The organism is Bordetella petrii (assembly GCF_017356245.1).
GTDB classification, from domain to species: Bacteria; Pseudomonadota; Gammaproteobacteria; order Burkholderiales; family Burkholderiaceae_B; genus Bordetella_A; species Bordetella_A petrii_D.
Window position 1 is genome coordinate 3,618,498 of record NZ_JAFMZZ010000001.1, and the last position, 26,279, is coordinate 3,644,776.

Sequence of the window (26,279 nt, forward strand, 5' to 3'; positions counted from 1 at the left end):
CCATGGCTCATTCTTCCTCCAACGGCCGCACGCGCACCATCCAGCCACTGGCTGAAACCCCGCGCCGCGCCGCCATCCTGAAAAAACTGCGCAGCCGCCCCACCGTGACGGGTTCGGCCATCGCGCTGGCCATCCTGATCGTGGTGGTGCTGGCCGCCCCGTTCTTCGCGCCGCAGAACCCCTACGACCTCGCCAACCTCAATCTGCTCGACGGCCGCCTGCCGCCGGGAGCCGCCTCGATGGACGGCAAGGTGTACCTGCTGGGCACCGACGACCAGGGCCGCGACATGTTCAGCGCCATTCTGTATGGCCTGCGCATCAGCCTGATGGTGGGCCTGTCGGCCGTGGGGCTGGCCACCGCCATCGGCAGCATGGCCGGGCTGGTGGCCGCCTATGTCGGCGGTTTTGTCGACACCGTGCTGATGCGCATTGTCGATTTCATCCTGGGGTTCCCCACCATCCTGGTGGCGCTGGTGCTGCTGGCCATGATGGGCCGCGGCGTCGACAAGGTGATCCTGGCGCTGGTGGTGGTGCAATGGGCGCACTACGCGCGCATCATGCGCGGCCGCGCGCTGCAGGAACGCCGCAAAGAATACGTCGAGGCGGCCGCCAACCTGGGCTTTCCCGCCTGGCGCATCATGCTGTTCCACCTGCTGCCCAACTGCCTGGGGCCGGTGATGGTGTTCGCCACCATCCAGATCGCCACCGCCATCGCGCTGGAAGCCACGCTGTCGTTCCTGGGAGTGGGCGTGCCCATTACCGAGCCGTCGCTGGGCCTGCTGATCGCCAACGGCTTCCAGTACCTGCTGTCGGGCGACTACTGGATCAGCATGTTCCCGGGCGTGGCCCTGCTGCTGCTGATCCTTACCATCAACATCGTGGGCGACCGCCTGCGCGAAGCCCTGGACCCGCGACGAGCATGAGCGACGTAATCCTGCAGGTGCGCGGGCTGCGCACCGCCTTCCACACCGAAGCCGGCGCCTGGCCGGCGGTCGACGGCGTCGACCTCACTGTGCGCCGCGGCGAGATCCTGGGCCTGGTCGGCGAATCCGGTTCGGGCAAATCGGTTACCGGCTTTTCGCTGCTGGGCCTGATCGACCCGCCGGGCGAAGTCGTGTCCGGCGAGATCCTGTTCAAGGGACAAGACCTGCGCAAGCTCGACGAAGAAGGCATGCGCCGCCTGCGCGGCAACCGCATCGCCATGATCTTCCAGGACCCGCTGATGACGCTGAACCCGGTGCTGCGCATCGGCGAACAGATGATGGAAGCCATCCTCACGCACGAAAACGTGCCGGCCGCCCAGGCGCGCGAGCGCTGCCGCGAGGCCCTGGCCATGGTGGGCATTCCCGCCCCCGAAAAGCGCCTGGACAGCTATCCGCACGAATTCTCGGGCGGCATGCGCCAGCGGGTGGCGATCGCCATCGCCATGCTGAACAATCCCGACCTGATCATCTGCGACGAGCCCACCACGGCGCTGGACGTGACCATCCAGGGGCAGATCCTGTACCGCATGCAGGAAATCTGCCGCAAGCACGATACCGCCCTCATCTGGATCACCCACGACCTGGGCGTGGTGGCCGAGCTGGCCGACCACGTGGCCGTGATGTATGCCGGGCGCATCGTCGAGGCCGGCCCGGTCGAGCAGGTGCTCGACGCGCCGCGCCATCCGTATACCCGCGGCCTGCTCGACTCGATGCCCGGCAATACCGCGCCCGGCGCGCGCCTGCACCAGATCGAGGGCATGGCCCCCAGCCTGGCGGGGCGGCCCGCCGGCTGTGCGTTCCGCCCGCGCTGCCCCAGCGCCATCACACGCTGCGCCGAACAGGCTCCTGCCGCCGTGCAGGAAGGCCCGCGCAGTTTCCGCTGCTACGTACCGATCGCCCGCGAGACCGCTACCGCATGACCCCGCAAGACACGCCCGTTATCGAGCTGCGCAACGTCCACAAGCGTTTCGAGCATCATCCCGACCTGGCCCAGCGCATACTGGCGCTGGCCGGCAAGCCCATCGACCGCCGCACGGTGCACGCCGTCAACGGCGTCGACCTGACCATCCAGCGCGGCGAAGTGCTGGGCCTGGTCGGCGAATCCGGCTGCGGCAAATCCACGCTGGGGCGCGTGGTGGCCGGCCTGCATCGCCAGACCGAAGGCGAACTGCTGTACCAGGGCCGCCCTGCCGCCAGCCTGCGCGGCGCCGACCTGCTGGCCTACACGCTGGGCGTGCAGATGATCTTCCAGGATCCGCAGGCTTCGCTCAACCCGCGCCAGCGCCTGCGCCAGATCCTGGGCGAGGCGCTGAAGGTGCACAAGCTGGCGCCGCGCGCCGAGATCCCCGCGCGCATCGACCGCGCCCTGTCCGAAGTGGGCCTCGACCCCGAATACCGCGACCGCTTTCCGCACCAGATATCCGGCGGCCAGCGCCAGCGCATCGGCATTGCCCGCGCGCTGATGGTGTCGCCCAAGTTCCTGGTGTGCGACGAGCCGGTGGCCGCGCTCGACGTGTCGATCCAGGCGCAGGTGATCAACCTGTTCATGGACCTGCGCGAGCAGCACGGTTTCACGTATTTGTTCATCAGCCACGACCTGGGCGTGGTCAAGCACATTTCCGACCGCGTGGCCATCATGTACTTGGGCAAGATCGTCGAGCGCGCGCCGGCCGCCGAGATCTTCACGCGCGCCAACCACCCGTACACCCAGGCCCTGCTGGCCGAAGTGCCCGACGTCAGCCGGCGCGGCCGCAATTTCACGCCCATCCAGGGCGAGATCCCGTCGCCGCTGAATCCGCCGCCGGGCTGCACCTTCCACCCGCGCTGTCCGCACGCCATGGCGCGCTGCCGCGAGCAGACGCCCGCGCTGAAAGAAATCGCGCCCGGCCACTGGTCGGCCTGCCACCTCAACCCCTAGATCCGCCCCGCCATGAAAGCAGAGATGTCCAATGCCGACCGCATCGCCCAGGAACTGGGCCATGCCGGCCGCAACGCCATTGCCTATGTCGACGACGACCGCAATGCCGACCGCCCGTTCACGCTGCAGACCTACCGCCCCTACGGCTACACGCCCGACCGCCCGGTGGTGATGGTGCAGCACGGCGTGCTGCGCAACGGCGACGACTACCGCGACTTCTGGATCCCGGCCGCCGACAGGCACAACGTGCTGATCGTGGCGCCCACGTTCTCGAACGACATCTGGCCCGGCGTCGAAAGCTACAACAACGGCCGCGTCTTCAGCGCCGGCGGCAACCCGCGCCACATCGACGGCTGGACCTACGCGCTGGTGGCCAAGGTGTTCGCCGACCTGCGCGCCGCGGGCGTCACCGAGGCCGCGCAGGCCCACCTGTTCGGCCATTCGGCCGGCGGCCAGTTCGTGCACCGCCTGATGAGCAGCCAGCCGCACGCGCCGTTCTGCGCGGTGGCCGCCGCCAACCCGGGCTGGTACACCCTGCCCACCTTCGAACACCGCTACCCCGAAGGCCTGGACGGCGTGGGCCTGACCGAAGACCACCTGGTGCGCCTGCTGGCCTACCCCATGACCATCCTGGCCGGCGATCAGGACATCGCCACCGACGACCCCAACCTGCCGTCCGACGCCGCCGCGCTGCGCCAGGGGCCGCACCGCTATGCGCGCGCCCACAACTATTTCGAGGCCGGCCAGCGCGAAGCGCAGCGCCGCGGCGTGCCGTTCGGCTGGACGCTGCAGACCGTGCCCGGCATCGGCCACGACGGGCGCGCCATGTCGGCGGCTTGCGCCAGCCTGTGGTTCGAAGGCAAACTGCCCAGCGACGCCGAACTGGCCCGGCTGGCAGGCCAGCAGGTCGCCTGATCCCCATCGTCCACCGCCCACCTGGAACGCGAAGCATGTCATCCCTGCCCTCCACCGAAGCACTCGTCGCCGGCATCCAATCGTGGGTGCGCTGCGAATCGCCATCCAACTCGCCGCAAGGCGTGGCCGCCATGGCCGCCCTGGTCGAGACGCAGGCGCGCGCCGCCGGCCTGACGGTCGAAGTCACGCCGCTGGGGCCGGACACGGGCCCGCTGCTGTACGCCACCAACCGCGCGGCCGGCGACACGCGTCCCGGCATTCTGGTGCTGGCGCACCTGGATACGGTGCATCCCATCGGCACGCTGCAGGACAACCCCTGCCGCATCGAAGGCGACCGCCTGTACGGCCCCGGCAGCTACGACATGAAGGGCGGCATCTATCTGGCGCTGGCCGCCCTGTCCACGCTGGCGCAGCCCGGCAGCACGCGCCTGCCGGTGGATTTCCTGATGGTGCCCGACGAAGAGATCGGCAGCCATGCCTCGCGCGCCTCGATCGAACGCTACGCGGCCAACGCCAAGTACGGCCTGGTGTGCGAGCCGGCCCGCCCCAACGGCGGCAAGTGCGTCACCGCCCGCAAGGGCACCGGCATGCTGCGCCTGAACGTCAAGGGCCGTCCGGCCCACGCCGGCATGCAGCACGAAAAAGGCCGCAGCGCCATTCGAGAAATGGCCCATCAGGTGCTGGCGCTGGAAGCCATGACCGACTACGAGCGCGGCGTAACCGTCAGCGTGGGCACCATCGCCGGCGGCACGGTCACCAACACGGTGCCGGCGCAATGCCGCTGCGTGGTCGATTTCCGCGTGCCCGACATGGGCGCGGCCGAAGACGTGCTGCGCCGCATGCGCAACCTGTGCGCGGTGGGGCCGGATGTGGAACTGGACATCGACGTCGAACTCAACCGGCCGCCCATGGTGCGCAGCGACGCGGCCGCCGCGCTGCTGGCGCTGGCGCAGGAATACGCGCGGGAAGCCGGCTTCGCACTGGAAGAAGCCCCCATGACGGGCGGCGGCAGCGACGCCAACTTCACCTCGGCCATGGGCGTGCCCACGCTGGACGGCCTGGGCGCCGACGGCGACGGCGCGCACACCCTGCACGAGTACATCCTGGTGTCCACCCTGCAAACCCGCGCGAAGTTCTGGGAACTGCTGCTGCGCGAACTGGCATAAGGCGGGCCCGCCGCGCGCGGCCGCCCAGGAACATCACGGTGTCAGGCACCTGCGGAGCCTGACACCTGGCGCGCGGGCATTATTTCTTCAGCAGCGCCTTCAGCATGCCCAGGCGCTCTTTGGGGCTCATGGCGCGGGTGGCCTCGTCTTCCTGCACGGGGATGTCGCCCAGCCCCATCTCTTCGATGAAGCGCGAAGGCTCGCGCACCATGTCTTCGCGGGCGCGGCGCCGCTTCTTGCACCAGCTCAGGTTCAGGCTGCGCTGCGCGCGCGTGATGCCCACGTACATCAGCCGCCGCTCTTCCTGGATGCGGGTGGCCAGGTTCTCGGCCGCGCGCGCCGGGTCGCCGTCTTCGTCATCCTTGCCCAGGTGCGGCAGCAGGCCCTCTTCCACGCCGGCCAGGTACACGTGCGGATACTCCAGCCCCTTGGACGCGTGCAGCGTCGACAGCTTGACCGCGTCGGGCTCTTCTTCTTCGCCGCGTTCCAGCATGGTGATCAGCGCCACGTGCTGCACCAGGTCGAACAATGACATGCCGTCTTCCTCGGCCTTGCGCTTGAGCCAGCCGGTGAGCTCCAGCACGTTTTCCCAGCGCGTCTGGGCCGGCTTTTCTTCCAGTGTGTCGTACAGGTAGCGCTCGTACTGGATGGCCCCCAGCATGTCGTCCAGGATGGCGCCGGCCGGCTCGGCCGAGCCCTGGCCGTCGGTGCGGCCACGCCCCGCGCGCCACTGGATGCGGCGGATGAACTCGGCAAAGGTGCGCAGCGAATCCAGCTGGCGCGGCTGCAGCAGGCTTTCCAGGCCGGTTTCGGCCACTGCGGCCAGCAGCGACACCTCGCGCTGCGCGGCATACTGCCCCAGCACCTGCAGCGTGGCCTGGCCGATGCCGCGCTTGGGCGTGGTGGCGGCGCGGATGAAGGCCGGGTCGTCGTCGTCATTGGCGATCAGGCGCAGGTACGACAGAATATCGCGCACCTCGGCCTTGTCAAAGAAACTTTGTCCGCCGGCGATGGTGTACGGAATCTTCAGGTTGCGCAGCGCCTGTTCCAGAATGCGCGACTGATGATTGCCGCGATACAGAATGGCGAAGTCTTTCCATTGCGCCTGCCGCTCGAACCGGGCCGCCGAGATTTTCATGGCGATCGACTGGGCTTCGTGCTCGTCGTTTTCCATCGGCGACACCAGAATGGGTTCGCCCACGCCCAGGTCCGACCACAGTTTCTTTTCGAACAGCTTGGGGTTTTTTTCGATGACCGTGTTGGCCGCCGCCAGGATGCGCTGCACCGAGCGGTAATTCTGTTCCAGCTTGATCAGCTTGAGCTGCGGATAATCGGTGGTGAGCTTGGCCAGGTTCTCGATGGTGGCGCCGCGCCAGGCGTAGATAGCCTGGTCGTCGTCGCCCACCGCGGTGAACATCGCGCGGTCGCCGCACAGCAGCTGCACCAGCCGGTACTGGCACACGTTGGTATCCTGGTATTCATCCACCAGCAGGTAGCGCACACGGTTCTGCCAGCGGGTGCGCACCGCTTCGTTGCTTTCCAGCAGCTGCGCCGGTATGCGGATCAGGTCGTCGAAGTCCACGGCCTGGTAGGCCGCCAGGGTGGCGCTGTAGCTGCGGTACACATTGGCCGCCTCGACCTCGCCGGGCGTGGCGGCGGTGCGCGCCGCGTCGTCGGGGCCAAGCAGCGCGTTCTTCCACAGCGAAATAATCGACTGCACCGCGCGCAGCCGGCCGCGGTCGGTGGTGGCCAGAAGCTCCTGGATGATCGCCATGGCGTCGTCCGCATCCAGGATGGAAAACTGCGGCTTCAGCCCCGCCTGGCGCGCTTCTTCGCGCAGCAGCCTGACGCCCAGCGAATGGAAGGTGCTGATGGTCAGGCCCTTGGCCAGCTTGCGGTCGACCAGCGTCTTGACGCGCTCGTCCATCTCGCGCGCCGCCTTGTTGGTGAAAGTCAGCGCCACGATATTGCGGCCCATGTAGCCGCATTCGCGCAGCAGGTAGGCGATTTTCTGCGTAATGACGCGCGTCTTGCCGCTGCCCGCGCCGGCCAGCACCAGGCACGGGCCGTCCAGGTACAGCACGGCTTCTTTCTGGGCGGGGTTCAGGCCGTGGCCTATGGGTGCGCTGTCGGACATGGGTCAGATTTCAAGGGGGTCCACTTCCAGCTGCCAGCGCACGCGCGCCTCGGCCGCCATGGCGGGCAGGTACACCGACCACGCGGCCAGGAACGCCTGCAGGGCGGGCCGGCTGGTGCTTTCCAGCAGCAGTTGCGCGCGCTCGATATTGGCCACGCGCACCACGCGCAGCGGCACCGGATCGTACAGGGTCAGCGCGGCAATGCCGGGAAAATCGCTGTCGGCGGCCAGCGCACGCGCCTGCTGCAGAAACGCCAGCGCCTGGGCCAGCTCGCGCGCTTCGGAAGTCAGCAGCGCCTGATAGGCAAACGGCGGCAGGCCGGTGGTCTCGCGTTCTTCGAGCGCGTGGCGCGCAAAGCCGGCGTAATCGTGGCGCAGCAAGGCCTGGTACACAGGCTGCTCGGGGTAGCCCGTCTGGATCAGCACTTCGCCGCCGCCGCTGTGGCGGCCGGCCCGCCCCGCCACCTGCATCAGCTGGGCGAACAGGCGCTCGGGCGCGCGAAAGTCATGCGCGAACAGCATCGAATCGGCATTGAGCACGCCCACCAGGCCCAGGCGCGCGAAATCGTGCCCCTTGGCCACCATCTGGGTGCCGACCAGGATATCGACCTCGCCCGCATGCACGGCCGCGAACAGGGTTTGCGCGCTGCCCTTCAGGCGCGTGCTGTCGGCATCGATGCGCGAGATGCGCGCCTGGGGAAACAGCTCGGCCAGGTGCTCTTCGACCCGCTGCGTGCCGCGGCCCATGGGCTCCAGGTCCTGGTCGCCGCATTCGGGGCAGGCGCGCGGCACCGGCGCCTGGTAGCCGCAGTGGTGACAGTGCAGCCGATGGCCGCGGCCGCTGGTTCGATGCAGCACCGTAAAGGCCGAGCAGCGCGGGCAGTGGCTGACCCAGGCGCACGACGCGCAGTGCAGCACCGGCGCGTAGCCGCGGCGGTTCAGAAACACCAGCGACTGCTCGCCGCGTTCCAGCCGCTGGCCGATGGCGTCGGTCAGTTGCGGCGACATGCCCTGGCGCATGGCCAGGCGCCGCGTGTCGATCAGCCGCACCGCCGGCAGGCTGCTGGCCCGCGCGCGGCCCGGCAGCGCCAGCCGCAGGTAATGGCCGCGCGATGCGTGGTGCCAGCTTTCCAGCGAGGGCGTGGCCGAGCCCAGCACCACCGGAATGTCCAGGTCGCGCGCGCGCCACACGGCCAGGTCGCGCGCCGAATAGCGCAGACCGTCCTGCTGCTTGTACGAGGCATCGTGCTCTTCGTCGATCACGATCAGGCCCAGCTCGGCCAGCGGCGCGAAAATCGCCATGCGCGTGCCCAGCAGCATGCGCGCCTGGCCCCGCTGCGCGCGCACCCACGCCTGCAGGCGCTCGCCGTCGGACAGGCCGCTGTGCATGACGGCCAGGCCATCCGCGCCCAGCACCGATTCCAGGCGGGCGCGCAGCGCGCCTTCGAGCTGCGGCGTCAGGTTGATTTCGGGCACCAGCAACAGCACCTGCCGCCCCGCCGCCAGCACGCGCTGCGCGGCGCGCAGGTAGACCTCGGTCTTGCCGCTGCCGGTAACGCCGTGCAGCAGCACCGGCTTGAAACCGGCCAGGCCGGCAACGGCCTCGACGGCCGCCTGCTGGTCGGCGTTGAGTTCGGGCGCCTGGTCGGGCGGCGTGGGCGCGGCCGCCGCCTTGGGCTTGCGCGCCTCCAGCCGCGCCACCGGCCCCTGCCCCGAACGCTTGCCCTGGTAGGCCGACGGTTTGCGCAGCGGCGGCGGCATGGCCGGCAGCATCACCTCGCCCAGCGGCCGCTGGTAGTAGTCGGCCGCAAAGCGCGCCAGCCGCAGCCAGTCGGCCGGCAAAGGCGGCAAATCCTGCAGTACCTGCTCGACATCGCGCACCTGGGCGGCATCGACCGACGGCTGCCCTGGATTGTCGACCACCACGCCCACCAGCTTGCGCCGGCCGAACGGCACGATGACGCGCGTGCCCACGGGCACGACGGCCTGGGCGCGGTAGTCGAACAGGCCGGCCAGCGGAACGTCCAGCGCCACACGCACCCAGATGTCCGCATGCAAGCCGCTGCCGCCGGGCGCGTCAGGCATGGGAAACGAAAACGGAAAGCATGGCGAAAGACTTTTGCAAGTTAAAGTGAATTCTTGGTTTTGCAGCTAACAGATTGTCAGGCCGGAGTGAAACGCTGAATTCACAGCAGCCTGTGGATAACTTTGGGGAAAAACATGCAACAACCTTGGCACATGTCAATATGAATAGCGCAGCAGCATATGCCGGCATGCCACCACACGATTATTTCCTTTTTATATTCATATACTTATAAACGCTTTCCAGAACCGCTGCCAGCTAATTCGGGTTATCCCGAGTTGTCTCGCTGCTGTGCACAAGTGTGGTCAAGGAACACGCTGGCAGAGCCTTCCAGCGCGCTAGCGGCCACTTACTCAGGCGTGCATGGCGCGGCTGTACGTGTGCACTTCGTCGACCAGCTCCGCCACGACTTCGGGCGGTGTGTACTGCGAAATGCCGTGTCCCAGGTTGAACACATGGCCGCCCTTGCCCACCGGGCCGAACGCATCCAGGGTACGCCGGGCCTCGGCGCGGATGGCCGCGCCGCCGCCGAACAGGGTCATCGGGTCCAGGTTACCCTGCAGCGCCACGGCGTCGCCGGTGCGCTGGCGCGCCTGGCCCAGGTTCACCGTCCAGTCCAGCCCCACGGCGTCGCAGCCGCAGCCGGCGATGGATTCGAGCCACTGCCCGCCTCCCTTGGTGAACACGATGACGGGCACGCGCCGGCCCTGGTGTTCGCGGACAAGCCCGTCCACCACCTTGCGCGTGTAGGCCAGCGAAAACTGCTGGAACAGGCCATCGGCCAGTACGCCGCCCCAGCTGTCGAACAGCATGACCGCCTGGGCGCCGGCCTGGATCTGCGCGTTCAGGTAGCGCAGCGTGGCCTGCGCGTTGATATCGAGAATACGGTGCAGCAGATCGGGCCGGGCGTACAGCATGGTCTTGATGAGCCGATAGTCGTCGCTGCCGCGGCCTTCGACCATGTAGCAGGCAATGGTCCAGGGGCTGCCGGCGAAGCCGATCAGCGGCACCTTGCCGTCGAGTTCGCGGCGAATGACGGCCACGGCGTCGAAGACATAGCGCAGCGATTCCATGTCGGGCACCGCCAGGCGGGCCACGTCGTCTTCAGTGCGCAATGGCCGCGCAAAGCGCGGGCCCTCGCCGGGAGCGAAATCGAGCCCCAGGCCCATGGCATGCGGCACGGTAAGAATGTCGGAAAACAGGATGGCCGCATCCAGGTCGTAGCGCGCCAGGGGCTGCAGCGTGACTTCGGCGGCATAGTCGGGGTTTTGCGCCAACCCCATGAACGAGCCGGCGCGCGCGCGCGTGGCGTTGTATTCGGGCAGATAGCGTCCGGCCTGGCGCATCAGCCAGATGGGGGTATAAGGGACGGGCTCGCGCAGCAACGCGCGCAAGAACACGTCGTTCTTCAGGGGAGCAGCGGACACGACTATCCTTTAAAATCGGAAGCCGTGATTTTACCCTTCGCTGAAGGCGCCGGCCGCGATGCGGGACAAGCCGCGCGCGGGCCAGGAACGGCGCGGCTAGCCCGGTGCGCCGGGACGGCCGTCGGCGCCCTGGCGATAGGGCGCGGCGTCGATGCGGTGCTTGCGCATCAGCGCCCAGAATGCGCGCCGGTGCTTGCTGGATGCCCGCGCCGCCCGGGCCACGTTGCCGGCGTGGCGCGACAGCGCGCGGCGCAGGTATTCGCGTTCGAAGCCGGCCACCACGCGCGCCTTGGCCTGGCGGAAGGGCTCGTCGTCCTGGATGGCTTCCTGGGCGTGCAGCGCGGCCAGGGCGGATTCGAGGCGGGCCCGCGTGGCGGCCCGGCGCGAGGCGGTGCGGGCGCCGTAAAGCGGCGCCGGTTCGCGGACGGCGTAAGTGGCACTGGGAACGCGGGGGGCTCCGGCAGCGCTGCCCGGGGTGCCGGGCGGCACGGGCATGGCGGCGGGCTGCACGGCGCGGCGCAGGCGTATCAGGCGAGCCCGTAGTTCGTCGGTGCAGGCCGGAGCCCGGATGAAATCGGCGGCGCCCAGCGCCAGCAGGTCGAGGATGGCGGGCGCGGTGATGTCGAACACCAGCGCCACCAGGGGCGTGCGCGGCCCGCCGCCGGCATTGGCTAGCACCGTGCGCACCCATGACAGCGACGCCGGCGCCACGGGCACCAGGCAGCCGTCGAAGCGCCGCAGCGCCAGGCGCGCCCGCGCCAGCAGGCGGGTATCGGGCGCGCCCGGCGCCAGCGCGGACAGTTCCTGGGCATGCAGCCGCAGGCGGCCCTGCTGGCCCTGCTGGCGGCCAACCCAGTCTTGGACCCAGGCCTCATGGCCGGGTGTCATCAGTACGGCGCAATCGAGTGTTTCACGCAAGACAGGCTCCTTGAAACATACGCAAAAAAAGCAAGCGTACGCGCCAGGTCTGCAGGGCGATATTCGCAGTTGCCACACTGCGGGTTATACGTAAAACGGGTATCAACAGGTTGATGCGACGCGCGCCATGCGCTACTTCAGGCTAGGTAGCCGCGCGCAAAAACGGAAAAGGGCGGCCGTAATGGCCGCCCTTTTTCGCCCTGGCGGCGCCGCGCATGGCGCGGCGCCCGGTGGCGCCTTAGTGCGTGTTGCGCGTCTGGCGCAGCTTGCGGGCTGCGATGGCCTGTGCGGCCAACATGGCGAGCTCGGCTTCGACAACCGCGATGTCGGCCTTGTCCTTGGCGTTGCGCAAGGCCTCTTCGGCTTTCTCGCGCGCCTCCACGGCGCGGGCTTCGTCCAGGTCGGCGGCACGGATGGCCGTATCGGCCAGCACGGTGACCATGCCCGGCTGCACTTCCAGGATGCCCCCGGCGACGAAGATGTTTTCCTCGCCTCCATCGGTACGGACGATCTTGACCGTCCCGGGGCGTATGCGCGAAATCAGCGGGGTGTGCCCGGGCAGGATGCCCAGCTCGCCCGCTTCGCCAGGCAGCGTCACGAACTTCGCCTCACCGGCGAAGATCGCTTCTTCAGCGCTGACGACATCCACTTGCAGGGTAGCCATGTGAGCTCCTTATTGCAGTTTCTTGGCCTTCTCGAAGGCTTCGTCGATGGTGCCGACCATGTAGAACGCCTGTTCGGGCAGCGCGTCGCACTCGCCTTCGACAATCATCTTGAAACCGCGGATGGTCTCGGCCAGCGGCACGTACTTGCCGGGCGAACCGGTAAACACTTCGGCCACGTGGAACGGCTGGGACAGGAAGCGCTGGATCTTGCGCGCGCGGGCCACGGCCTGCTTGTCGTCGGGCGACAGTTCGTCCATGCCCAGAATGGCGATGATGTCGCGCAGTTCTTTGTAGCGCTGCAGCGTCTGCTGCACGCCGCGGGCCACTTCGTAGTGCTCTTCGCCCACGACTTGCGGGTCGAGCTGGCGGCTGGACGAGTCCAGCGGATCCACGGCCGGGTAGATACCCAGGGCGGCGATGTCGCGCGACAGCACCACGGTGGAGTCCAAGTGCTGGAAGGTGGTGGCGGGCGACGGGTCGGTCAGGTCGTCGGCGGGCACGTACACGGCCTGGATCGACGTGATGGAGCCGGTCTTGGTGGACGTGATGCGCTCTTGCAGCTTGCCCATTTCTTCGGCCAGCGTGGGCTGGTAGCCCACCGCCGACGGCATGCGGCCCAGCAGCGCCGACACTTCGGTACCGGCCAGGGTGTAGCGGTAGATGTTGTCGACGAAGAACAGGATGTCACGGCCTTCGTCACGGAACTTCTCGGCCATGGTCAGGCCGGTCAGGGCCACGCGCAGGCGGTTGCCCGGGGGCTCGTTCATCTGGCCGAACACCATGGCGACCTTGTCCAGCACCTTCGACTCTTCCATTTCGTGGTAGAAGTCGTTGCCTTCGCGGGTACGCTCGCCCACGCCGGCGAACACCGACAGGCCGCTGTGCTGCTTGGCGATGTTGTTGATCAGTTCCATCATGTTGACGGTCTTGCCCACGCCGGCGCCGCCGAACAGGCCGACCTTGCCGCCCTTGGCGAACGGGCACACCAGGTCGATAACCTTGATGCCGGTTTCCAGCAGCTCGACCGACGGCGACAGTTCGTCGAAGCGGGGAGCGTCCTGGTGGATGGCGCGCTTTTCTTCGTGCTCGATGGCGCCGGCTTCGTCGATGGGACGACCCAGCACGTCCATGATGCGGCCCAGCGTGCCGGTGCCCACGGGCACCGAGATGGGCGCGCCGGTGCCGGCGACTTTCATGCCGCGGCGCAGGCCGTCGCTGGAACCCAGCGCGATGGTACGCACCACGCCGTCACCCAGCTGCTGCTGCACTTCCAGCGTGAGGCCCTTTTCGGCGAACGGCGAGGTGTCGTCGGCCAGGGTAAGGGCTTCGTAGATCTTGGGCATTTGATCGCGGGGGAACTGAATATCCACCACGGCGCCGATGCACTGAACGATGGTTCCGTTGCTCATGTCGATTCCTTGCTTGATAGCATTTTGACGGGATGCAGGCTGCTCAGACGGCGGCCGCGCCCCCTACGATTTCCGAAATTTCCTTGGTGATCGCCGCCTGGCGGGTCTTGTTGTAGACCAGCTGCAGATCGCCGATGACCTTCTTGGCGTTGTCCGATGCCGCCTTCATGGCAACCATGCGGGCCGACTGTTCCGAGGCCATGTTCTCGGCCACGGCCTGGTACAGCAGGCCTTCGACGTAGCGCTGCAGCAGGTCGTCGATCACGCTCTTGGCGTCGGGCTCGTAGATGTAGTCCCAGCCGTAGTTCGACTTGACCTCGGCAGTTTCCGCCAGGGCCTCGGCGCCCGTCTGGAAGGGGTCATCCAAACCGCTGGCGAGCGGCAGCAGACGCAGGAACACGGGCTCTTGCTTCATGGTGTTGATGAAGCGGGTGGACGCCACGTACAGCGCATCGATCTCGCCGCTCAGGTAGGCGTCGAGCTGGACCTTGATGGCGCCCAGCAGGCGGTCGAGGTCGGGCTTGTCGCCCAGCTGCACTTCTTGCGAGACCAGATTGGCGCCGATACGGGTCAGCAGGCCCAGGCCCTTGTTGCCGAACGCCGTCGTCTGCACGCGGATGCCGCGCTGCTCGAATTCTTTGAGCTTGGCCAGCGTCACGCGGCTGACGTTGGTGTTCAGGCCGCCGCACAGCCCCTTGTCGGTGGTAACCAGCACCACGCCCACTGCCTTGGCGTCGCGTTCGGTCAGGTACGGATGGCGGTATTCGGGGTTGGCCTGCATCAGGTGCGCGGCAATCTCGCGCACCTTGGTGGCGTACGGACGACCCGCGCGCATCCGTTCCTGCGCCTTGCGCATTTTGGATGCAGCGACCATTTCCATCGCCTTGGTGATCTTGCGCGTGTTTTGCACGCTCTTGATCTTGGTTCGGATTTCCTTGATTCCGGGCATTGCGCTTTCCTGTTGTAACGGCTTGGCGGGATGCGGCCGGGGCTCGCCCCGCCCTACCGTAGGGCAGGCCCGAGGCCCGCCGCTACGCCAGACATTGCCTTAAAAAGCACCGTGCTTCTTGAAATCCTGGATGGCGGCAGCCAGTTCGGCTTCGTCGTCCTTGGACAGTTCCTTGGTGTCTTCGACACGCTGGATCAGGCCGGCATGCTTGGCCTTGAGTTGATCCTTCAGCGATTTTTCGAAGGCCAGGACCTGCGCCACGTCCACGTCATCCAGGTAACCGTTGTTGACCGTGTACAGCGTGACGGCCAGTTCCCACACTTGCAGCGGCTGGTATTGCGGCTGCTTGAGCAGTTCGACCACGCGCTTGCCGCGTTCGAGCTGGCGACGGGTGGCGTCGTCGAGGTCGGAGGCGAACTGCGCGAAGGCGGCCAGTTCACGGTACTGGGCCAGGTCGGTACGGATACCGCCCGACAGCTTCTTGATGACCTTGGTCTGGGCCGCACCGCCCACCCGCGACACCGAGATACCGGCGTTGATGGCGGGGCGCACGCCGGCGTTGAACAGGTCGGTTTCCAGGAAGATCTGGCCGTCGGTGATCGAGATCACGTTGGTGGGCACGAAGGCCGACACGTCGCCTGCCTGGGTTTCGATGATCGGCAGCGCGGTCAGCGAGCCGGTCTTGCCCTTGACGGCGCCGTTGGTGAACTTCTCGACGTATTCTTCGTTGACGCGCGCGGCGCGCTCGAGCAGGCGCGAGTGCAGGTAGAACACGTCGCCGGGGTAGGCTTCGCGGCCGGGCGGACGGCGCAGCAGCAGCGAGACCTGGCGGTAGGCCCAGGCTTGCTTGGTCAGGTCGTCATAGATGATCAGGGCGTCTTCGCCGCGGTCGCGGAAGTATTCGCCCATGGTGCAGCCGGCGTAGGCGGCCAGGTACTGCATGGCGGCCGAATCGGAAGCCGAGGCGGCCACGACGATGGTGTATTCCATGGCGCCGTGCTCTTCGAGCTTGCGCACCACGTTGTTGATGGTCGACGCCTTCTGGCCGATGGCGACGTACACGCAGGTGACGCCCTTGCCCTTCTGGCTGATGATGGTGTCGACGGCAACGGCGGTTTTACCGGTTTGGCGGTCGCCGATGATCAGTTCGCGCTGGCCGCGGCCGATCGGCACCATGGAGTCGATGGCCTTGATGCCGGTTTGCAGCGGCTGCGACACCGAGCGGCGGGCGATCACGCCAGGCGCCACTTTTTCGATGATGTCGGTTTCTTTGGTGTCGATGGGGCCCTTGCCGTCGATGGGCACGCCCAGCGTGTTGACCACGCGGCCCTTCAGTTCGGGGCCGACCGGCACTTCGAGGATGCGGCCGGTGGTCTTGACCTGGTCGCCTTCCGACACGCCGGTGTAGTCGCCCAGAATCACGGCGCCGACGGAGTCGCGCTCGAGGTTCAGCGCCACGCCGAAGACGTTGTTGGGAAATTCGAGCATTTCGCCCTGCATCACGTCGGACAGGCCGTGGATGCGGGTGATGCCGTCGGTTACGGACACGACGGCGCCCTGGGTGCGAATGTCAGCCGAAGCGCCCAGGCCCTCGATGCGGCTCTTGAGCAGTTCGCTGATCTCGGAGGGATTGAGTTGCATATTGACTCCTGGAATCCTGTTTGTCTGGCGTCAGGCGGCCAGCGTATCCCGCAAGCGGGCCAATTGAGCTTGTACGGAAGTATCGAGCACCTGGTCGCCAACCGCCACGCGCACGCCGCCGATGAGCGACTTATCGACCGTGACGCTGGGCTTGAGCTTGAGGCCTAACTTGGTTTCGAGCGCCTCGATCAGTTCCTTGACCTGGGCGTCGCTGAGTTCGAACGCGCTGGTGATTTCCGCCTGCGCCGTGCCTTCGTGGCGATTCTTCAGCGCGACGAATTGCTCGGCGATGACGGGCAGCAACAGCAGCCGGTCGTTGGCCACCAGCAGTTCGATGAAATTGCGAACGGCCTGGGGCAGCTGGGCCTTGACCAGGCCGGTAAACAGCCCGGTGCGCTGGGCATCGTCCAGGCGCGGATCGTTCATCGCTTCGCGCACGTCGGGATGGGCGGCCAACTGGGCCAGCTCGCCGATCAGGTCGGACCAGGCCGGCAAGCCGGCCTTGTCGTCACGCGCCACGCTGAAAATCGCTTCAGCGTAGGGCCGGGCAACAGTGGAAAGTTCAGCCATGGCGTTCCTGGATTAAAGCTGCGCCTTGAGCTGGTTGAGCAGCTCGGCGTGGGCGCGGGCGTCGACCTCGCGCTTGAGGATCTGTTCAGCACCCTTGACGGCCAGCGCGGCGACGTCGTCGCGCAGCGTATCGCGGGCACGCTGAACTTCCTGCGCGGCATCCTGTGCCGCCTGGGCGACGATGCGGGCGCGTTCAGCTTCGGCTTCACGGCGAGCCTGCTCGATCAGCGAGGCGGCCTGCTTCTCGGCCTCGATGATGCGGGCGTGGTTCTCGGATTTTGCAGAAGCCTCGATCAGACTGACGCGCGCCTGGGCCTGGGCCAGATCGGCCTTGCCCTTCTCGGCGGCGGCCAGGCCGTCGGCGATTTTTTGGCGGCGCTCGTCCATCGCCTTCGTCAGGGGCGGCCACACGAATTTCATCGTGAACCAGCCCAGAACGAAGAACACGAGCATCTGGAAAAAGATCGTCGCGTTCAGATTCACGGTCGTTCCTTTAACACCTTGCGGCTCCGGACGCGTCAAGGGCGCCACGGAGCACTCGATACTTTGCCGGCATGCGGCGAAAAATTTTCGCCGCCGCCGGCGTCAAACCCGCCATTGCGCCGGCGGGCGTTGCCATGGACCGTCGGGCTTAACCCGCGAACGGGTTGGCGAAAGCGAACAACATGGCGATACCCACGCCGATCAGGAATGCCGCGTCGATCAGGCCGGCCAGCAGGAACATCTTGGTTTGCAGCGCATTCATCAGTTCAGGCTGACGAGCCGAAGCTTCCAGGTATTTGCCGCCCATCAGTCCGATGCCGATGCAAGCGCCGATAGCGCCCAGACCGATGATAAGACCGCAAGCGAGGGCAACGAAAGCGACGTTGGTCATGACAACTCCTTGGTTAGAAATCTGAAGTCAAATTGTAAGAAAACGGTACTGCTAGGAATGCAAGAAAACCTTGCGCCCCGGGCGCGGGCGGCCTGCCCGCGCCAGGAATAGGGTCAATGCCCTTCGTGTGCCTGGCCGATGTACACCAGCGTCAGCATCATGAAGATGAAAGCCTGCAACAGCACGATCAGGATGTGGAAGATGGCCCACACCGAACCGGCCAGCACATGCCCGATGCCCAGGCTGATGCTGGAGGCGTTCAGGCCCGTCCAGGCGCCGCCCAGCAGGGCGATCAGCATGAAGATGAGTTCGCCGGCGAACATGTTGCCGAACAACCGCATGCCCAGCGACACCGACTTGGCGGCGTATTCGATCAGGTTGAGCAGCAGGTTGGCGGGAGCCAGCAGCAGCGCGCCGATGCCATGGCCATGGAAAGGCGCCGTGAAGAGTTCTTTGACGAAGCCGCCCGGGTGCTTGATCTTGATGCCGTAGTAGAGCATCAGCAGCAGCACGCCCATGGACATGCCCATGGGCACGTTCAGGTCGGCGGTGGGCAGGATGCGGTGGTAGTAGAGCGGGTCGCCGTGGTGGGCACCCAGGCCGGTCCAGCGCCAGATGGTGGGCATGAGGTCGACCGGGATCAGGTCGAGCGCGTTCATCAGGATGATCCAGAGGAACACGGTAAGGGCCAGCGGCGCCACGAACTGGCGGCTCTTGGCGTTGTTGACGATGCCCTTGGCCTGGTCGTCGACCATGTCGACGATCATTTCGACGAAGACCTGGAAGCGGCCCGGCACATTGGAAGAGGCGCGGCGCGCGGCCAGCCAGAGAAACAGCACCACGACCAGGCCGGTGAGAGCGGACCAGAACACCGAGTCGTAGTTGATGACGTTGAACTGGGCGATGACGGACTGCTTTTCGCCAATATTGTTCAAGTGCACCAAGTGGTGCTGTATGTACGCGGCCTGAGGTGTTACGTCGCTGGCAGCAGCCATTTGAACCCTACCCTGTTTGCTATGTGGCCGGATCTTGCGAGCCGGCCGTTTACATGATCTTTTTAAGCAGCTACGACAACTTGCGGAACAGCAACAGCACGAGATAGCCCTTCAGCGTGAGGATCAGCCCGAGCAGCACCGCCGGCCACACCAGCCAGCCTTGCGCCACACGCGACAGCAGCCACAACAGCAGTGCCGTCATGAGCAGCTTGACCATCTCGCCGAGGAAAAAAGTAACGGGGCTGGTTCGGCCCGACTTGAGGACGTTGATGAGCAGGCGCAATGCAAACAACGCATTGGGTATGAAATACGCCCCCGCCCCCGCCAACGCCGACAACCCTGCCGCCGCACCCGCAATGATCCCTGCAATTGCTGCCGCTGCGAGCCCCATGGCGCCCTGCGCCGCCAATACCCACAAGAGCCCCCGGCAAGCCTGGGCATCGAGTGCCGCGCGATCGGCATCGGTAAGCACCGGATTCTGTTCCACCAGGCTTTGCATCAGGCTTCCCCGCTCTTGCGGCAAAGACAGGCGCGGCAGGCTTACCGCGTGTTTTTATCCCGCAAGCGTCAAACTCGTAGAGTATAGCGTGATTCGTTTTGGTCGGGCAAATGAAGAAACCGACGCCGGATCAGTCCGGCGCCGGTTTTGCAACACGGCCGCAAGGCCGCCCCGGGCGGGGTCAGTCTTCTTTGACTGGCGGCGGCGCCCAATGGCCATCGAGGGCGATGTCTTTGGGCCAGTACAGCCGCATGTTGAGCATGAAGTTGCCCTGGTGCGGCGCGGGCAGCCAGTTGGCCGCCTTGCGCGGGCCCGGGTCATCGCGCTGGATGTAGATGTCCAGCGAGCCGTCGGCGTTGTATCGCAGGGGATCGGTGCTGCGCAGCGCGTAACGGCCGATGGAGTTGGCGGCCAGGCCCTGATCGGCGTTGTACAGGATCAGGGACCACGACGCATTGACCGGCGGCAATTGCCCCTTGTCGAAATGCAGCACGTACTCTTCGTCGCTGCGCAGCAGCTCGCCGTCGTCATCGATGGTGGTGACCGGGTACAGCGCGTCCTGCGGCGTGTTGGCGCCCAGCCCGGCATAGGCGATGGCGGCGCGGCGGGTGTAATCGGTGCCGTAGGTGCCGATGCCATGCAGCACCGTGCTCCAGCCGTTCATGGGCTTGCCCAACTGGGCAACCGCATCGGCGATGCGGCGCCCCGCCACGGGACGCGCGTCGGCCAGCGCCTGCTGCACCACCGGGTCGAGGCGGCTGTACGAAAAGGGCTGCGGGCCCGCCAGGCCGATGCGGCGCATGCGCGACAGGATCGCATTGTCGTTGGCGTGCGGCGGATTGGCGGCCAGCAGTTCCGAGAACACCGTGAAGAACGTGGCCGGGTCCATGGCGGCCACCTGCTGGCCGGGCGAGCCCTGGGCGTTCCAGGTAACCGACGAGACCGGGGGCGGCAGCATCGGGGCCGCGCCCACCGGCACGTAGCCGGGGCTGGCCGGGCTTTGCGGCCAGGTGGCCGGCTTGGCCGCGCCGCGGCGCGGCGGGGTGACCAGCGCGGGCGGCGGCGCCGCCATCGGCGAGGCAGTCATGCCGGCCTGAAACTGGTTGACGGCGCCATATTCGTTGGGCCCGCCAGTCTGGATGCGGGCGATCAGCCATCCCATGCCGGTGGGGCTGCGCACGACATCCGCGCCGATCGGCGCGGTGCCCTGCCAGTGCGGGCCGACGATGGCGAAGGTTTGCTCGCCATTGCCGGTGGTGCGGGTGCCGCGCGAGGCGAACTCGTCGGTCCACATGTCGAGCAGCGACAGCGCGTAGTAGCGGCCGCCCGAGGCGGGCACGCGCACGATCAGCGGCTGGCGCGAAACGTCGAACCAGAGGCTGGAATACAGCATGTCGGTGCTGGGCCAGGCCACGTCGGTGGCGCCGGGATCCGGAAACACCGTGCGGTGGCCGAACTGATTCATGGGCGCCTTGCCCGCCAGCGGTGTCTGCACCTGGGTCGAGGCCCGCCGCGTCGCCTCCATCAGCACCATCGGATAAGCGTAGAGGTAGGCGTCGACCGCGATGTCGCGCAATTCTTCGGCGGTAACGGCGGGGCTGGACGCGGCCGTCGGGGTTTCGGACACCAGCCGCATCGAGGGCCGCGGCTGGGCCAGGGCGGCGCAGGCAAAGCCGGCGGCCAGCGCGCCGGCCAGCAGGGCCCGGGGCCAGCGGCGTGTGAGGGGAAATGGACGGTTATGCATGGGGGGCTCCTTGTTCGTTGTTGGCAAACGAGCCAGCCATCCCGCCCGGAAGGGGATGGCCTTTTTCGGCATGACGCTGCTTCAGGATAGGCGCGGAAGCTGCAACAAGGTGAGATTTAAAGGTTACAGCCCGAAACCAACCGTCCATATTCCCCGCGCAATCCGTTTTTGTTCGCCGGGAGCCCGCGTAACAAGCGTTACTTGTGCCGGAAAGCCGGCGGGCGCTTTTCCATGAAGGCGGCCATGCCTTCTTTCTGGTCTTCGGTGCCGAACAGCGAATGGAACACGCGGCGCTCGAACAGCAGCCCTTCGTTCAGCGACGACTCGAAGGCGCGGTTGACGCATTCCTTGGCCATCATGACCGAGGGCAGCGACATCGAGGCAATGACAGTGGCGGCCTCGAGGGCTTCGTCCATCAGCTTGTCGGCCGGGACCACGCGCGATACCAGCCCGGCCCGCTCGGCTTCTTCGGCGCCCATCATGCGGGCGGTGAGGGCCAGGTCCATGGCCTTGGCCTTGCCCACCGCGCGGGGCAGGCGCTGCGTGCCGCCGGCGCCGGGAATGACGCCCAGCTTGATTTCCGGCTGGCCGAACCGGGCGGTGTCGGCGGCGATGATGATGTCGCACATCATGGCGAGCTCGCAGCCGCCGCCCAGGGCGTAGCCGGACACGGCCGCGATGACGGGCTTGCGGATGCGCTTGAGGGTTTCCCAGTTGCGGGTGATGTATTCGCTGCCATAGACGTCCATATAAGACCAATCTTTCATGGCGCCGATGTCTGCGCCGGCGGCGAACGCCTTCTCGCTGCCCGTGATGACCACCGCGCCGATGCCGTCGTCGGCTTCGAAAGCCAGCAGCGCGGCGCCCAGCTCATTCATGAGCTGGTCATTGAGCGCATTGAGCGCCTTGGGGCGGTTCAGCGTCAGCAGCCCGACGCGTCCACGGGTTTCGACCAGCACAAACGATTCGCTCATGGGGATGTCTCCTGGAAAAATAAATGTAGGTCAGTAAGATAGCGCAATGGACACCCCCGTAATTTACCGCCTAGAGCCCAGCGACCCCGCCGGCCATCGCTACCGCATCACCCTGACCGTGCCGCAGCCGGACCCCGACGGCCAGCGGCTGGCATTGCCGGCCTGGATTCCCGGCAGCTACCTGATCCGCGATTTCTCGCGCCAGGTCGAGACCTTGCAGGCACGGTCGGCCGGCCGCCCGGTCGCCGTCACCAAGCTCGACAACCACACCTGGCAAGCCGCGCCCTGCGCCGGCCCGCTGCAGATCGACTACACCGTCTACGCCTGGGACCTGTCCGTGCGCGGTGCGCACCTGGACGAGGCTCACGGCTTTTTCAACGGCACCAGTGTGTTCCTGCGGGTAGAGGGCCGCGAAAACGCGCCCTGCCTGCTGGACCTGGCCCCGCCGCGCGGCATTGCCGGCTGGAAGGTCTACACCAGCCTGCCCGAGGCGCGCGGCCACGCCGGCGCGGCCCGCCGGCACGGCTTCGGCCTGTACCGGGCCCCCGACTACGACGCGCTGATCGACCACCCCGTGGAAATGGGCACGCCCCAGGTGGCCCGCTTTACCGCGCACGGCGCCGAGCACGAACTGGTCTTCACCGGCGTGGCGCCCCGCCTCGACCTGAGCCGCATCGCCGCCGACGCGCGCCGCATCTGCGAAGCCCAGATCGCCTTCTTCGAGCCGCGCAGCAAGCGTGCGCCCTTCCTGGACAGCAGCGACCGCTATGTATTCATGACCATGGTGGTGGGCGACGGGCACGGTGGCCTGGAACACCGCGCCAGCACCGCGCTGATGGCGTCGCGCAAAGACCTGCCGGTGCTGGGCCAGCAAGGCCAGGGCGAGGGCTATCGCGGCTTTCTGGGGCTGGTCAGCCATGAATACTTCCATACCTGGAACGTCAAGCGCATCAAGCCGGCCGCCTTCGCGCCCTACCATCTGCAGCAGCCCGACCTGACGCGGCTGCTGTGGGTGTTCGAGGGCTTCACGTCGTACTACGACGACCTGATGCTGCTGCGCGCGGGCGCCATCGGCCTGACCGACTACCTGCGCCTGCTGGCCAAAACGATTACCAGCGTGGCGCGTTCGCCGGGGCGCCGCAAGCAGTCGGTGGCCGAAAGCTCGTTCGATGCCTGGACCCGCTACTACAAGCAGGACGAGAACTCGCCCAACGCGCTGGTCAGCTACTACACCAAGGGCGCGCTGGTGGCGCTGGGGCTGGACCTGACCATCCGGCGCGAGTCCGGCGGCGCGCGCTCGCTGGACGATGTCATGCGGCTGCTGTGGCAGCGCTACGGCCGCGATTTCTATCGCGGCAAGGCGCAGGGCCTGCCCGAAGACGCCCTGCCCGCGCTGGTCCGCGAAGCCACCGGCGTGGATGTGCGGCGCTTCGTGGCGCGCCACGCCTACGGCACGGCCGACGTGCCGCTGGCCGAATTGCTGGCGCCGCACGGCGTCGGCCTGCACTGGAAGCCCACGGTCAACATCCCGTCGCTGGATGTGCGCACGCGCAAACAGGGCGATGCCCTGGCGCTGGCCACGGTGCTCGAGGGCGGCGCGGCCCACAAAGGCGGCCTGTCGGCCGGCGATGTGCTGGTGGCGGTCGACGGGCTGCGCGTGGATGCGCCGGCCGGGCTGGAGCTGCTGCTGGCGCAATACCGCGCCGGCGACCGCGTGACGGTGCACGTGTTCCGCCGCGACGAACTGCGCGCCTTCACTGTGCGGCTGGCCGCGCCGGCGGCGCTGGACTGCGTGCTGTCGGTAAAGTAGCGGCCGCCCAGGTGTCAGGCTCCGCCAGGTGCCTGACACCGCAGTACGCCGCGGCCGTCTCAGTCCCTACGGTGTCCGATACCCTGCGGGAGTCGGACACCTGGCAACAGCCCGGGATGGTTCGCCATCTTCAGCCGGCGCCGCGCTCCCAGTGGCGCTGGATGGCCTTGGCGGCCACCACGCCATCGGCCAGCGAAGTCACCACGCAGGGGTGCATGCGGTGGGCGACCTCGCCGATGCCGTAGACGCCGGACACGCTGGCCTCGGCCGTGGCGGCATCGGTGCGTATATACCCGCGCGGGTCGCGCTGCAGGCCCAGGCCGTCGGCAAACGCGGCCTGCGGCTCCCAGCCGTAGAACACCAGAATCACGTCATAGGCCTGCCCATCCACCGTGCGCGCCGCGGGATCGACCCGGTAGGGGCCGACCCGCACGCCGTCGCGGCCGGCCCGCGACACCCATTGCTGCTGGGCGCGCACGCTGCGGGCGTACAGATGCACGCTGCGCGCGCCCCGGTTGCGCACATAGACGAAGTTTTCATAGGCGTTGTCGCCGCCGCCCAGCACGGCCACCGACAGGCCGGTGTAGTCGTGCGCCATGATGGACGAGCCCGGCCCCACGAACACGCCGGGCCAGGCGGCGTCGGCGGGGTGGTCCGGCAGGCCGCGCGCGCGCACGCCCGAGGCGATTACCAGGGCCCGCCCCCGGACAGTGGCGCCGGCCCCGCCGGCGTCCAGATCGACTTCGAAACCGCCCTCGGCGCGCCGCGCCTGCCGCGCGGCCGTGCCCAGGCGCGCCGGTACACCGGCGGCCCGCACGCTGCTGGCGATATTGGCGGCCACCTGCTGGCCGGTAACGCCGGGCAGCACGGCGATCCAATCGTCGGCGAACGGATTGTCGTTGCCCAGCCCGCCCAGGCGCGGCCCGGCCTCGACCAGCAGCGGCGCCAGGCCCAGCCGGGCCAGCCAGATGGCGCACGAGGCCCCGGCCGGGCCGCCGCCCACGATCACTGCGTCGTATTGCTGCATAGTCTGTCGTATTCCGTGTGGCAATGCCGTGCGCCGCGCGGGCGCATCAGGCGGATTGTAGCCAGGGGCCCCACCCGCCTTACAATTCCGGTTCTCTCTTCCAGGTATTCATCATGCCTACACGCCGCATCATCCTTTCCGGACTGGCGCTGGATGCCCGCATCGGCATTCTCGAACACGAGCGCAGGGCCACCCAGCCGCTGCACATCGATGCCGAGTTCGACGTGGACATCACCCGCAGCGTCGATGACCACGACATCCACAGCGTGCTCGACTACCGGCGGCTGCGCGAGGCCATTGTCGAAGAATGCACCCAGGCGCACGTGAACCTGATCGAAACGCTGACCGAACGGGTCGCGGCCCGCCTGCTGCGCGATTTCGACGAGGTACGCGCGCTGCGGCTGCGCATCAGCAAGCCCATGGCGTTCTCGGACTGCGCCGCAGTGGGCGTGGAAATCCAGCTCAATCGCCAGGCCGGCTGACTCTGACCATGCAAGACCTTATCGACACCCCCATCGCCGCGCGCACGCCGGCCGAAGAAAAAATCCGCCACGAAGGCAACAAGCTGTCCAAGCGGCTGGCGCGCGAAACCACCCGCGCCATCGCCGACTACAACATGATCGAAGCGGGCGACCGGGTCATGGTGTGCCTGTCGGGCGGCAAGGATTCCTACGCGCTGCTGGACATCCTGCTCAGCCTGCGCAAGCGCGCGCCGTTCTCGTTCGACATCGTGGCGGTCAACCTGGACCAGAAGCAGCCCGGCTTTCCGCCCGATGTGCTGCCCGCCTACCTGACGTCGCTGGGCGTGCCTTTCCATATCGAGACGCAGGACACGTATTCGATCGTGACCCGCGTGATACCCGAAGGCAAGACCATGTGCTCGCTGTGCTCGCGGCTGCGGCGCGGCATTCTGTACCGCGTGGCGGGCGAACTGGGCGCCACCAAGATCGCCCTGGGCCACCACCGCGACGACATCCTGGCCACGTTCTTCCTGAACCTGTTCTACGGCGGCAAGGCCAAGGCCATGCCGCCCAAGCTGGTCTCGGACGACGGCCGCCACACCGTGATCCGGCCGCTGGCCTACGTGCCCGAACACGACCTGGTGGCGTATGCCCGGTTCAAGCAGTTTCCGATCATTCCGTGCAATCTGTGCGGCTCGCAGGAAAACCTGAAGCGCCAGGAAGTGGCGCGCATGATCCGCGACTGGGACCGCCAGCACCCGGGCCGTTCCTGGAACGTATTCAATGCCCTGTCGCGCGTCGTGCCATCGCACCTGATGGACCGCGACCTGTTCGACTTCGCGGGGCTGAAGCCGTCGGGCGTGCCGGACGCCAACGGCGACACGGCGTTCGATCCGGTCGATCCGGAAGATCCGCAAGCCGAAGCGGGCGGCGCCTGTGCCGACGGCCCTGCCGGCGGCGACTCGGCCATGACGGAACAGAAAGTGGTGTTTGCCAGACTGTAGGCCCGCGGCCGCCAGCTGCCTGGCCGGGGCCAGGTGCCTGACTCCGAAGGTGTCAGACACCGTGCTGTTGAAACAGTCGTTGCACACTTCGGTGTCTGACACCTTCGGGG

The 26,279-nt window shown here is 67.2% G+C and carries 24 protein-coding genes; 8 read left to right on the forward strand and 16 right to left on the reverse strand.

Annotated elements, in window-relative coordinates:
- Positions 1–2 precede the first annotated feature (2 nt).
- From J2P76_RS17355 to J2P76_RS17375, 5 genes are read left to right on the forward strand one after another with little or no spacing between them, the layout of a single operon-like run.
- Positions 3–923, forward strand: a complete 921-nt coding sequence (locus J2P76_RS17355; RefSeq protein ID WP_207408917.1) for an ABC transporter permease — start codon at positions 3–5, stop codon at positions 921–923.
- Positions 920–1,903 carry an ABC transporter ATP-binding protein gene (locus J2P76_RS17360; RefSeq protein WP_207408918.1) on the forward strand — a complete coding sequence of 328 codons (984 nt, stop codon included), beginning with the start codon at positions 920–922 and terminating at the stop codon, positions 1,901–1,903. The genes J2P76_RS17355 and J2P76_RS17360 overlap by 4 nt, the downstream gene beginning before the upstream one ends.
- Positions 1,900–2,901, forward strand: coding sequence for an ABC transporter ATP-binding protein (locus J2P76_RS17365; protein WP_207408919.1), 1,002 nt, complete (start codon positions 1,900–1,902; stop codon positions 2,899–2,901). Before J2P76_RS17360 ends, J2P76_RS17365 begins: the two co-directional genes overlap by 4 nt.
- A 12-nt stretch (positions 2,902–2,913) precedes the next feature.
- Positions 2,914–3,816: an alpha/beta hydrolase gene (locus J2P76_RS17370; RefSeq protein WP_207408920.1), complete on the forward strand. Its 903-nt coding sequence runs from the start codon at positions 2,914–2,916 to the stop codon at positions 3,814–3,816.
- A 35-nt stretch (positions 3,817–3,851) separates the two neighbouring features.
- Entirely contained in the window at positions 3,852–4,982 is a 1,131-nt protein-coding gene (locus J2P76_RS17375; RefSeq protein WP_207408921.1) for a M20 family metallopeptidase, read from the forward strand.
- Positions 4,983–5,061: 79 nt separating this feature from the next.
- Here J2P76_RS17375 and J2P76_RS17380 read toward each other — a convergent pair whose 3' ends face one another.
- The 15 genes from J2P76_RS17380 to J2P76_RS17450 form a co-directional block, all read right to left on the reverse strand.
- Positions 5,062–7,119 carry a UvrD-helicase domain-containing protein gene (locus J2P76_RS17380; protein WP_207408922.1) on the reverse strand — a complete coding sequence of 686 codons (2,058 nt, stop codon included), beginning with the start codon at positions 7,117–7,119 and terminating at the stop codon, positions 5,062–5,064.
- 3 nt (positions 7,120–7,122) lie between these two features.
- Positions 7,123–9,204 (reverse strand): primosomal protein N', encoded by a 2,082-nt coding sequence (locus tag J2P76_RS17385; RefSeq protein WP_207408923.1) that lies wholly within the window; start codon positions 9,202–9,204, stop codon positions 7,123–7,125.
- Between the two features lie 351 nt (positions 9,205–9,555).
- Positions 9,556–10,629 carry a uroporphyrinogen decarboxylase gene (gene hemE / locus J2P76_RS17390; protein ID WP_207408924.1) on the reverse strand — a complete coding sequence of 358 codons (1,074 nt, stop codon included), beginning with the start codon at positions 10,627–10,629 and terminating at the stop codon, positions 9,556–9,558.
- Positions 10,630–10,725: 96 nt separating this feature from the next.
- Positions 10,726–11,547, reverse strand: coding sequence for a helix-turn-helix domain-containing protein (locus J2P76_RS17395; RefSeq protein ID WP_207408925.1), 822 nt, complete (start codon positions 11,545–11,547; stop codon positions 10,726–10,728).
- Between the two features lie 238 nt (positions 11,548–11,785).
- Entirely contained in the window at positions 11,786–12,211 is a 426-nt protein-coding gene (locus J2P76_RS17400; RefSeq protein ID WP_207408926.1) for a F0F1 ATP synthase subunit epsilon, read from the reverse strand.
- A gap of 9 nt (positions 12,212–12,220) precedes the next feature.
- Positions 12,221–13,621 (reverse strand): F0F1 ATP synthase subunit beta, encoded by a 1,401-nt coding sequence (gene atpD, locus J2P76_RS17405; protein ID WP_207408927.1) that lies wholly within the window; start codon positions 13,619–13,621, stop codon positions 12,221–12,223.
- Between the two features lie 43 nt (positions 13,622–13,664).
- Positions 13,665–14,570 carry a F0F1 ATP synthase subunit gamma gene (gene atpG, locus J2P76_RS17410; RefSeq protein ID WP_207408928.1) on the reverse strand — a complete coding sequence of 302 codons (906 nt, stop codon included), beginning with the start codon at positions 14,568–14,570 and terminating at the stop codon, positions 13,665–13,667.
- Positions 14,571–14,669: 99 nt separating this feature from the next.
- Positions 14,670–16,211, reverse strand: coding sequence for a F0F1 ATP synthase subunit alpha (gene atpA / locus J2P76_RS17415; protein ID WP_207408929.1), 1,542 nt, complete (start codon positions 16,209–16,211; stop codon positions 14,670–14,672).
- Between the two features lie 30 nt (positions 16,212–16,241).
- Entirely contained in the window at positions 16,242–16,781 is a 540-nt protein-coding gene (locus J2P76_RS17420) for a F0F1 ATP synthase subunit delta (RefSeq protein WP_207408930.1), read from the reverse strand.
- Positions 16,782–16,793: 12 nt separating this feature from the next.
- Complete coding sequence (locus J2P76_RS17425; protein ID WP_207408931.1) at positions 16,794–17,264, reverse strand: F0F1 ATP synthase subunit B; 471 nt, start codon at positions 17,262–17,264, stop codon at positions 16,794–16,796.
- Positions 17,265–17,412: 148 nt separating this feature from the next.
- Positions 17,413–17,655: a F0F1 ATP synthase subunit C gene (gene atpE, locus J2P76_RS17430; RefSeq protein WP_129968194.1), complete on the reverse strand. Its 243-nt coding sequence runs from the start codon at positions 17,653–17,655 to the stop codon at positions 17,413–17,415.
- 113 nt (positions 17,656–17,768) lie between these two features.
- Positions 17,769–18,650, reverse strand: coding sequence for a F0F1 ATP synthase subunit A (gene atpB / locus J2P76_RS17435; RefSeq protein ID WP_207408932.1), 882 nt, complete (start codon positions 18,648–18,650; stop codon positions 17,769–17,771).
- 70 nt (positions 18,651–18,720) lie between these two features.
- The gene (locus J2P76_RS17440) at positions 18,721–19,149 is read right to left on the reverse strand and encodes an ATP synthase subunit I (RefSeq protein WP_207408933.1); all 429 of its coding nucleotides are present in this window, start codon (positions 19,147–19,149) and stop codon (positions 18,721–18,723) included.
- Between the two features lie 181 nt (positions 19,150–19,330).
- Positions 19,331–20,893, reverse strand: a complete 1,563-nt coding sequence (locus tag J2P76_RS17445) for a DUF1254 domain-containing protein (RefSeq protein WP_207408934.1) — start codon at positions 20,891–20,893, stop codon at positions 19,331–19,333.
- Positions 20,894–21,090: 197 nt separating this feature from the next.
- Positions 21,091–21,867 carry an enoyl-CoA hydratase gene (locus J2P76_RS17450; RefSeq protein WP_207408935.1) on the reverse strand — a complete coding sequence of 259 codons (777 nt, stop codon included), beginning with the start codon at positions 21,865–21,867 and terminating at the stop codon, positions 21,091–21,093.
- Between the two features lie 46 nt (positions 21,868–21,913).
- Between J2P76_RS17450 and J2P76_RS17455 the strand changes: the two genes are divergently transcribed.
- Positions 21,914–23,677, forward strand: coding sequence for a M61 family metallopeptidase (locus J2P76_RS17455; protein WP_207408936.1), 1,764 nt, complete (start codon positions 21,914–21,916; stop codon positions 23,675–23,677).
- Positions 23,678–23,807: 130 nt separating this feature from the next.
- On the opposite strand, the gene J2P76_RS17460 is transcribed toward J2P76_RS17455, so the two are convergent.
- Complete coding sequence (locus J2P76_RS17460) at positions 23,808–24,704, reverse strand: NAD(P)/FAD-dependent oxidoreductase (RefSeq protein ID WP_207408937.1); 897 nt, start codon at positions 24,702–24,704, stop codon at positions 23,808–23,810.
- Between the two features lie 113 nt (positions 24,705–24,817).
- On the opposite strand from J2P76_RS17460, the gene folB reads away from it, so the two are divergent.
- Complete coding sequence (gene folB, locus J2P76_RS17465; RefSeq protein ID WP_012247355.1) at positions 24,818–25,186, forward strand: dihydroneopterin aldolase; 369 nt, start codon at positions 24,818–24,820, stop codon at positions 25,184–25,186.
- A gap of 8 nt (positions 25,187–25,194) precedes the next feature.
- The gene (gene ttcA, locus J2P76_RS17470; protein WP_207408938.1) at positions 25,195–26,169 is read left to right on the forward strand and encodes a tRNA 2-thiocytidine(32) synthetase TtcA; all 975 of its coding nucleotides are present in this window, start codon (positions 25,195–25,197) and stop codon (positions 26,167–26,169) included.
- The last annotated feature ends 110 nt before the right edge of the window (positions 26,170–26,279 follow it).